This is a genomic window from Rubidibacter lacunae KORDI 51-2, from assembly GCF_000473895.1.
GTDB classification, from domain to species: Bacteria; Cyanobacteriota; Cyanobacteriia; order Cyanobacteriales; family Rubidibacteraceae; genus Rubidibacter; species Rubidibacter lacunae.
The window spans coordinates 114,890-123,481 of sequence record NZ_ASSJ01000047.1; the positions used below are offsets into that span (position 1 = coordinate 114,890).

At 57.7% G+C, this 8,592-nt stretch carries 7 protein-coding genes and 1 tRNA gene; 3 read left to right on the forward strand and 5 right to left on the reverse strand.

Features of this window, described 5'->3' with window-relative positions; all coding sequences use genetic code 11:
* The first annotated feature begins 64 nt into the window (after positions 1 to 64).
* Positions 65 to 137, forward strand: a tRNA-Ile gene (locus KR51_RS08360).
* 220 nt (positions 138 to 357) lie between these two features.
* Here the strand turns inward: KR51_RS08360 and KR51_RS17475 are convergent.
* Positions 358 to 795 carry a hypothetical protein gene (locus KR51_RS17475; RefSeq protein WP_022606749.1) on the reverse strand — a complete coding sequence of 146 codons (438 nt, stop codon included), beginning with the start codon at positions 793 to 795 and terminating at the stop codon, positions 358 to 360.
* A gap of 139 nt (positions 796 to 934) precedes the next feature.
* Between KR51_RS17475 and pyrE the strand changes: the two genes are divergently transcribed.
* Together pyrE and KR51_RS08375 are read left to right on the forward strand one after the other, a co-directional pair.
* On the forward strand, positions 935 to 1,561 hold the full coding sequence (gene pyrE / locus KR51_RS08370; protein ID WP_022606750.1) for an orotate phosphoribosyltransferase: 627 nt from the start codon (positions 935 to 937) through the stop codon (positions 1,559 to 1,561).
* A gap of 166 nt (positions 1,562 to 1,727) precedes the next feature.
* Positions 1,728 to 3,149 carry a RecQ family ATP-dependent DNA helicase gene (locus KR51_RS08375; protein ID WP_022606751.1) on the forward strand — a complete coding sequence of 474 codons (1,422 nt, stop codon included), beginning with the start codon at positions 1,728 to 1,730 and terminating at the stop codon, positions 3,147 to 3,149.
* 376 nt (positions 3,150 to 3,525) lie between these two features.
* Here the strand turns inward: KR51_RS08375 and KR51_RS08380 are convergent, their stop codons facing one another.
* From KR51_RS08380 to KR51_RS08395, 4 genes are all read right to left on the reverse strand, one after another.
* Positions 3,526 to 4,242 (reverse strand): sulfotransferase family protein, encoded by a 717-nt coding sequence (locus KR51_RS08380; RefSeq protein WP_022606752.1) that lies wholly within the window; start codon positions 4,240 to 4,242, stop codon positions 3,526 to 3,528.
* Positions 4,243 to 4,282: 40 nt separating this feature from the next.
* Positions 4,283 to 6,076: a pyruvate kinase gene (gene pyk, locus KR51_RS08385; RefSeq protein WP_022606753.1), complete on the reverse strand. Its 1,794-nt coding sequence runs from the start codon at positions 6,074 to 6,076 to the stop codon at positions 4,283 to 4,285.
* A 36-nt stretch (positions 6,077 to 6,112) separates the two neighbouring features.
* On the reverse strand, positions 6,113 to 6,691 hold the full coding sequence (locus tag KR51_RS08390; RefSeq protein ID WP_022606754.1) for a hypothetical protein: 579 nt from the start codon (positions 6,689 to 6,691) through the stop codon (positions 6,113 to 6,115).
* Between the two features lie 81 nt (positions 6,692 to 6,772).
* Positions 6,773 to 8,092: an MFS transporter gene (locus tag KR51_RS08395; protein WP_022606755.1), complete on the reverse strand. Its 1,320-nt coding sequence runs from the start codon at positions 8,090 to 8,092 to the stop codon at positions 6,773 to 6,775.
* Positions 8,093 to 8,592: the final 500 nt, after the last annotated feature.

The following is an 8,592-nucleotide window of genomic DNA, read 5'->3' on the forward strand; positions in this document are numbered from 1 at the left end:
AAGATCTGATTGCCGAGCTGAGCTCCCCTCAATCGATGGAGCCTTTGAAGCAGAACGCGATCGCCCAGGGTTGGCCGAGCGGTTGAGGCAGCGAACTCATAATTCGCGTCAGGCAGGTTCGACTCCTGCACCCTGGATTACATATGGGAACCGACCCGAAGTTTCTACTGCACGGGACAGACACGTTTAACCCGATACTTACCGGTGCATATCGCATCGAGTTAACCAGACAGCTCAATTCCCTGTATCTTAAAGTCTGTCGCCCGGCGAGCACCTGAGTAATTTAAAAAGGACGCCAGTGTCGAGAACTCGACGTAGAGAACTCGACACTCTGTCACCGCGATCGCACCGATTGGATTAGAAGCTGACGTCTTCTTCTCCAGCTGGGGCAAAGATTACCGACGCGCGCTCGGTAACAAGTGAAGAGTCGTAGGGGTTCGGCAAATCGCGGGTGCGGATAATGGGATCTTGAGAGTTCTGCTGCTGCATGCCATCCAGATAAAGGATGTGGACGGTGCGAGCATCAAACTCAATTGCGTTTTCCGGATAAAGCCCGCGACCGCCAATGAGACCGCTAATACCAAAGATGTTATCCAACTGACCGCTGTAACTGAGAGAGCTGAATCCATCTCGCGAGCGGTCGGTAATGGCGCGACCGAACGTGTCGCTTAAATTTTGCTCCGGTCCTACCAAAATTTGACGGTTATCGCGACCGGCAAGTGCGGAGTCGGCAAAGACACCGGAGACGGTTCCGGCAACAACCAGGGCTACCAAGCGCGCGAAAGCATTAGACATGGCTCACAATGGTGTAAGTTTGACACGATCGTACCAGACTTCATTCATATGCAACTGCGTTCCCGAGCTCGCACGCGAGTTGGCGGGTTTGCGCTCGGTTGCTGTAGTTATTAGTTCCCTTATTAGTTCCCTGCCGCCCATGGAACCGTTGCCTTCAGTTTTACCCGCCACGATCGACCTCGATTCACTTCGGTCGTACTTGCTCGACTTGCTGGTTCGGCGCGCGTTCCGCGAGGGGGGCGCTGACGAGTTTCTGCTGTCGTCGGGACAGCGCAGTGCTTATTACATCGACTGCAAACGCGTATCTCTAATGGCGGAAGGCGCGATCGCGATCGCGCGGCTATTCCTCGAACTGCTGCCGGCCGATACAGATTCCGTTGCCGGGCTGACCTTGGGCGCGGATCCATTAGTGACGGCGGTGAGTGTGGCGTCTGGCTACGGCGAGCCCGACCGGGCTCGGTTCCTGCCGGCGCTGGTCGTTCGTAAGGAAGCCAAAGGACATGGAACCGGCGCTTACATCGAAGGTCCGGATTTGGCAGCAGGCGCGCGCGTCGTCGTCCTCGAAGATGTTGTGACCACGGGCAAATCAGCGATGCGGGCGGTGGAACGGCTGCGGGCGTGCGGATACGACGTGGATCGCGTGTTGGCGGTGGTCGACCGCGAGCAGGGCGGCGCCGCGCTTTATCGCGAGTCCGGTCTGGAGTTTCAGGCACTTTTTTCCCTGACGGAGATCTGCGCCCGCGCCCGCACCCTGGCACAAGGATGATGTTTAACTGCGGTAACGAAGCGTTTCGAGGGCACGATTGCCGACAACCGGAAAGGCAACCGCCAGCGAAAGTGCAACTGCTTCGAACGCGCAAGTAGTCACGTTTCAGCAACCCGGCTGGATTGATGCGGCGTTCGCGCGTTCGGCAGTCAGTGGAGGCAGGGTCTTGGACGAGTGCAACGACAACTGGGAACAAGTTCGGGCGGCGTTTCAGCGGATTTGGGGCTACGCGGATTTCCGACCGCCTCAGGGCGAGGTGGTGCGATCGCTGCTGTCCGGTCGCGACGCGCTGGTAGTCTTGCCGACTGGCGGCGGAAAATCGATTTGCTTTCAGCTCCCGGCGCTGCTGCAGACGGGTTTGACACTGGTGGTGTCGCCGTTGGTAGCGCTGATGGAAAACCAGCTACAAGAGCTGCATGCGCGTCGCCTGCCTGCGGCCTCATTACATGGGGAGTTGCCGCGCGATCGCCGTCGCCGCGTGTTGGACGCGCTCGAACGCGGCCGGTTGCGGTTGCTATATTTATCGCCGGAGACGCTACTGAGCGCGCCGGTTTGGGAGCGCTTGTGCCGACCGGACGTAAGGGTGCGCGGTCTAGTGTTGGACGAAGCACACTGTTTAGTGCAGTGGGGCGAAACCTTCCGTCCGGCTTATCGCCGCCTGGGTGCAGCGCGAACGGCACTGCGAGGGTGCCAAGCCGAGCCGATCGCGATCGCGGCCTTCACGGCAACGGCCGATTCGCGCGCCCGACAAACTCTAAGCGAGGTGTTGCATCTGCGGCGGCCGGCGCAGTTTGTTCAGAGCCCGTATCGGGCGAACTTGCATCTGAACGTGCTGGTAATGACACCGCACGGTCGCCGGCAACGGCTGTGGCGGTTTGTCCGCGATCGCGCCGATCGGACGGGTTTAATCTACACGCGATCGCGTCGGGATTGTGAGTATTTGGCAACTTGGTTGCAAGAGCGCGGTTGTGTCACTGCGTCTTACCATGCAGGACTCAGTGCGCATGAACGGCGCGACCTCGAAGCCGATTGGATGAGCGATCGCCTGCGATTTATCGCGTGTACGAGCGCGTTCGGAATGGGAGTAAATAAGCCCTCGGTGAGGTGGGTTGTCCACTATCAGGCACCGCAACTGCTAGCGGAGTACGTGCAAGAGATCGGGCGTGGCGGCCGCGACGGCAACCCAGCGGAGGTACTGACGTTGGCAAGCGAACCGACCGGCTGGCTCGACCCTGAGGACAAGCAGCGCCAGCAGTTTTTTGCCGACAAACAGCGCCAGCAGTACGAACGCGCCGAACGCTTGGCGCGGCAGTTACCTTCGGAAGGCGAGGTCGCGGCAATCGCCCGCAAGTTTCACGATGGGGCGATTGCGCTCTCGCTCCTTCATGCCAGCGGTCGCATCGAGTGGGTCGATCCGTTTCGCTACCGGCGCATTCAAGGTTGCCACAGAAAACCGCCATTAGTGCTTTGGGAAGTCGAAGACTTTCTGAAAACTCGTGACTGTCGCTGGCGATTTTTGCTGTCGGCGTTCGGCTGCGATGCCGAGGCAGAAAATTTCCGATGTGGTAACTGCGATAACTGTCGGTAAAATTGTGGGATAAAACCAACTTCCTAAATGCCTGCAAGATATGTTGCCTCCTAGAGCCGGCTCGAATTTGCCAGTTCCGACCCTACGAGCAAGGAAGTACTGCCGCGATCTCGCAACAACCCCAAATTGAAAACACCTGCAACTGATGAAGTGAACGGTTTCGGAACTAAGAGTTTAGCTCGTTACCTAACGCATCTCTTTCAAGATTTGGTATTAAAACTAGAAGCCCCGACAGCAAGAGGAGTCACGTCGGACATATGCCGCACGCTCCTTACACTTACCTTGATTGGGTTTTGTTGAAGCTTGGGGATTAACGAGACTCGATCTTCGATCGACGCCCTGCATCGCAAAGTGGACTAAACTCCGATGTGCTTTATTAAAACTCATAGCCAAGGAAAGCAATTTCTTTATGGCAAATGGTGGCGATGAGATCGCGAGTTGACGGTTCGAGGGCTTCGCGGTATTGGCGCTTGTCAGTACGCGAACTGCTTTTAGCTTTAACTTTAGAAATATCAATTTTGCCGGGGATGCCGAGCCGCTCGCCGAGGCGAGTGAGTTCGCCCTGAAGGTCTTCATAGCGTGCAACGTAATCGACGACAACGTTACCATCAATGCTATAAATCCAATAGTTCGACAGACCTTTTCTGGCGTTTTCAAAATTGGAGTAAAAATCGTGTAGTGATGGTTGGGGGACATCGCGTGGGCGTCGCCAATACCGGTGATAAAGCGAAATTGCCTTGTCCCAAGGGTTGCGATCGAAGCAGAACTTGTAGTAGCGGTTCCAACATTTTGAACCCAGTTTCTCGCGGATTTCCGTCGCGGACATATGAGGGTGAAAATATTGCGTTTGTGATCGCCGTCCAGTCAATAGGAGTCGCGCCCAATCTTTGGGCGCGTAATGTGATAGCGGGATCGCATAATTCTGCGCAGGCGAATAGCCCAGCTGTTTGCGTATTGCCTCGTCGGGCGTCGAGACTCTTGCAAGGATATCGTTGGGGCCGCAATACTGCGAGAGGGCTATTGCTATGCTCGTCCCAGCCGTTTTTGCGGTCTTAAGAAAAATGAACTCGTGTTCGTGAGAAACAATCGTCATTGAAAGGTGAGCTAACAGTGTGGCGGGGTCCGATCGCTGTCTAAGGTACCACGGACTGCACGCCGTCGCTCAGGCGATCGGGCGAGACGCCCGAGTAAACTAGCCCTCGACGTGCGTCCAGCGTCAGAATCGTGCCCTCGCGAATGGATTCGGTGGCGGCATCGACGCCGAGCACCACCGGAATCCCGAGCCGAAGCCCCAGCACTGCTGCATGGCTGGACGGGCTTCCATCTTCCGTAACGATGCCTGCTGCCTTGCGAATGGCACTGATATACGCGGAATCAGTGCCCGACACCACCAGAATTTCTCCAGGACGGAAATCACTGATGTCGCTTGCAGACCGGGCCACGCGCGCTCGCCCGCTGACCGAAACTTGCCCGATGCCGGTGCCGTGTCCGAGCACGGTCGTGACCACTTCGACCTTGATTAAATCCGTCGAGCCTGCCACGCCCGATAGCGTTCCGGCCGTCATCACCACGAGGTCGCCGTCGGCAAGCAGGTCTTTTTCTTGAGCGACGCCGATCGCGGCCTTAAAGGTCTGCCCGGTGGAAGGCAAGTCTAGGACCAGCAATGGTTTTACCCCCCAAACGAGCTGCAACTGCCTCGCCACGTCCACATGTGGCGTCACGGCTAGGATTGGCGTCTGCGGGCGAAACTTCGAGACATTGCGGGCGGTGGCTCCGGTTTTGGTCAGGCTGACGATCGCCGCCGCATGCAATTCCTTGGCAATGTGGCTGACCGCGCCCGCGATCGCGTCGGGGATCGTGGGCTTGAGCGAGGGTTTCCCGGGCGGCGGCAGGCGATCGCGTTCGATGCGCGCGGCAATTCGGGCCATAGTTGCCACGGCTTCAACGGGAAAATTGCCGACAGCCGTCTCGTTGGAGAGCATGACCGCGTCGGTACCGTCGAGGATAGCATTGGCAACGTCGGACACTTCCGCCCGCGTTGGTCGCGGGTTGCTTGCCATGCTGTCGAGCATCTGGGTGGCGGTAATGACCGGTATCCCGAACTGATTAGCCGTCGCGATCAATTTTTTCTGAAGCAGCGGCACATCTTCTGCCGGCAACTCCACGCCGAGGTCGCCGCGCGCCACCATGACACCATCGCACAGCGCCAGGATCTCCTCCATCTGCTGGATCGCTTCGTGTTTTTCGATTTTCGCGATCACTGGAACGGGCTTACCCGCACTGGCAGAAATCAGTTCTTTAATCTCGACAACGTCTTGGGGATTGCGGACGAAGCTCAGCGCGACCCAATCCACGCCTTGGTCGAGTCCGAACAATAAATCGCGGCGGTCTTTCGCAGTGAGTGCCTTGACCGAGAGCGATACGCCGGGGAAGTTCACGCCCTTGTTGTTGGAGAGCACGCCGCCGACCATCGTGCGACAGTGCAATTCGCCGGCTGCACGGTCGATCTTCTCGACCTGCATTTCCACCCGTCCGTCATCGAGCAGGATCGTCGCGCCTTCGGGAACTTCGTCGGCGAGGCGGTCGTAGCTGACATAGCTAAGGGTCTGGCTGCCCGGAACCGGGCGGCTGGTAAGCGTGAACGGATCGCCGTTAGCTAGAGCAATCGAACCATCGACAAACTTACCTAGGCGGATTTTCGGACCCTGTAAGTCCTGCAAAATCGCCACCGGACGATTGAGCTCGAACGCCGTCTGGCGGATCAGGCGAATGCTGCGTTGGTGGTCATCTTGAGTGCCGTGGGAGAAGTTCAGGCGCAGGGTCGTGGCCCCTGCCAAGATAACGTCGCGCAGGACGCCGGGCGCAAGGACGGACGGTCCCACGGTAGCAACGATTTTTGTACGGCGAGGAAACGGGGGCGATTGCATGAGGTACTCGGGCTGAAATATGCGGGAACGGCGGGCTCAGTTACCGCTCGGTGCGAGGAGATAAAAACGGCAATAGCCAAAAACGTAGAGCAAGTCGATTGCGATGACAATCCCCTGAACCGGCAGCGATCGCGTCAGTGCGAAGAAAAACGGCGTTGCTGCCAGTACCAACAGCAGCTCCACTGGGGCGGCAATATGTCCGTAGTGGTTGGGATCCCAATAGGACACGGGACTGATGAAGCGATAGTCGTTCAGAGGAAAAAAGTGTCGGTGGGCGTCGCTATTGTGAACGGGTAAGTCTAGGAGCGAGTGGCAGATAAGACTGAGGCAGACGAACGTCCCGGCGTGCCAGCCATAGGCCCGAGATGTCATTAATCCCAACAGTGCAAGTGGCAGCGAGTGTCCGATCGCGACGAGGGTTTGCCAGAACGGTTCGTAGTAAGCCGTACTCCAGATTTCGGACTCCGGCAGCCCACGCAGTTTGGCGGCGGCGTAGAAAACGAAAATCGGGACGTCCGGCAGTATCGCGCCCAGTGCAATTGCACCATTTGCCGATGGTGCGGCAACGCGACCGAGCAGCACGAGGTTCAGGACGAAGTGGCTGGGAGTGTTCACGGCGGCAAGCGCGGTGCGAGCAGATGCGCTGCCAGTCAGCATACCTCAGGCTGGGGAGCCAGCCGCGATCGCGTTGCAGAGTTAGTCTTGCGGTGAGCGAGAGGGCTTTGATGCAGCGCTGGTGCGTTGGGATCGCAAAAGTATGCGGTCTAGCCCGCGCAAGATAGCTATACCGCCGAGGGTTGAGATCGCTCCGACGAGCCAAAAGTTGCGGGCGATCGCCTCGTTTTGGTCCAAAGCCCAGCCACCGAGGGGCGGTCCGATGAAGTAGCCGATTGCCCAACACTGTGAGTTCAGGGAGCTGTAGATGCCGCGAGCCGATTTTGGCGCGATGTCGGCCACGAGGGCTGAGGCCGAAGGCGTGTAGCTGACGATGGCAAGAGCAAGGATACCCAGGGCAGCGATCGCAGCTCCAAGCGCCCACTCAGTCGCCCCGCCGGTTGCCCAAATGCCGATGAAGCCCAACGCCCACAAGCTCAGAGAAATTCGCAAAGCATCGGTGCGCCGCATGCGGTTGAGCTGGCGTGCAACAGGAAGCTGCGCGATCGCCGAGAAGACAATATGCCACGCGAACAGGGCACTGATGGTGCTGGCGGAGAATCCGCGATTCTCTTTACCTGCGGGCACATAGGTGTCGAAGTAAAGTGGCAGCGTGCTTTGGGTTTGGGAAATGAGGGTGGTGAAAAGAATATTTACGGCTAAGTAAACGGTCAGGCGCGAGTCACGCAGGGCAGCCCCCCAGCCGCGTCCGAAGTTGGGGTTGCGGTATTCGCCATTTGCATCGGGTTCGGGTCGATAGGTTTCGGCGAACGTGAAGTAGATTGCAGCAAAGAAAATTGCGAACGTGATGCCGTCTAGGACGAAGAGCGAGCGGTAGTTGCCGGACGCGGACACGATCGCTCCACCGGCCAAGACGCCAACGCTCAAACCAAGCGAGTCGGCAAGGCGAGTGACGGCGTAAGCTTCGTTGCGTTGCTCTGGACGGGTGAGGTCGGCAACAGCGGCTTCGGTGGCTGGCCAATATAAACCGATGCCAAGACCCATCAGCAAGTTGCCGACCAGGAAAATCGGGTAGTCATAGGTGAGAGCGAGGACTAAATCAGCAATCGCGGAAACCCCTGCCGAGAGCAACAGCGTCCGCCGCCGCCCCCAAGTCGGCGAGTCGGCGAAAACACCCCCGAAGTACCGCCCGAGGATGCCGGTAGTTTGCTGGGCGCTGCCGATGCCGATGCCGACGAGTGTGGCGGACAGTCCGACGCGATCCACATAGAAAATCGGAGCGTAGAACAAAATGAAGCCGGACCCGATCTGCGACAGCAACCGTCCGAAGGCAAGTAGCCAGATCTCGCGCGCAACGTTCGGCAGCCGATCTTGAAGGCGGGCAAACAGGTTGGCAAGCACAACAGCCTTCGGGATAGGGCGTTTCTAGCATACGAACTAGACTGTTTTGATGGCTCAGCTCGCAAGGACGAGAGGCGATCGCTCGCGGTGACGACTGCGCGACTTTAGAGCATCACCATCGCGGGTCGGAACGACCGTATCGCGTCTGAATCGAAACCTGACAGCACAACGTTGGAAGCGCCGCTGCTTGTCTAGGCGAACTTCTCATACCAACACTTGGAAGTCCTGGGAGAGATGGCAGATCGCTATCCTCATAATCCTTGGAGTGGTTTGCCTCATCCTTTGGAATTGTATAAATTGTTATTAGTCTCAATCAGCCCGCCCTGCGGTTGGCGCTGGTTGGCAGCTGACGCTTGCAGCCGTCAGCACTCTTTCCCAACCGCAGGACGGGCTTTGTAAACTTTTGTTGACAAGCTGAAAAAGCTCCTTTAAGCTGTATATGAGCAGTTTGCATTAGCCAATCTGCTTGTCATAAACTTTTTCCAATGCAATCATTTCAA

Excerpts from the sequence above, each read along its gene's own strand:
- KR51_RS17475 (WP_022606749.1), bottom strand. The coding sequence starts at position 795 with ATGTCTAATGCTTTCGCGCGCTTGGTAGCCCTGGTTGTTGCCGGAACC.
- pyrE (WP_022606750.1), top strand. The coding sequence starts at position 935 with ATGGAACCGTTGCCTTCAGTTTTACCCGCCACGATCGACCTCGATTCA.
- KR51_RS08380 (WP_022606752.1), bottom strand. The coding sequence starts at position 4,242 with ATGACGATTGTTTCTCACGAACACGAGTTCATTTTTCTTAAGACCGCA.
- pyk (WP_022606753.1), bottom strand. The coding sequence starts at position 6,076 with ATGCAATCGCCCCCGTTTCCTCGCCGTACAAAAATCGTTGCTACCGTG.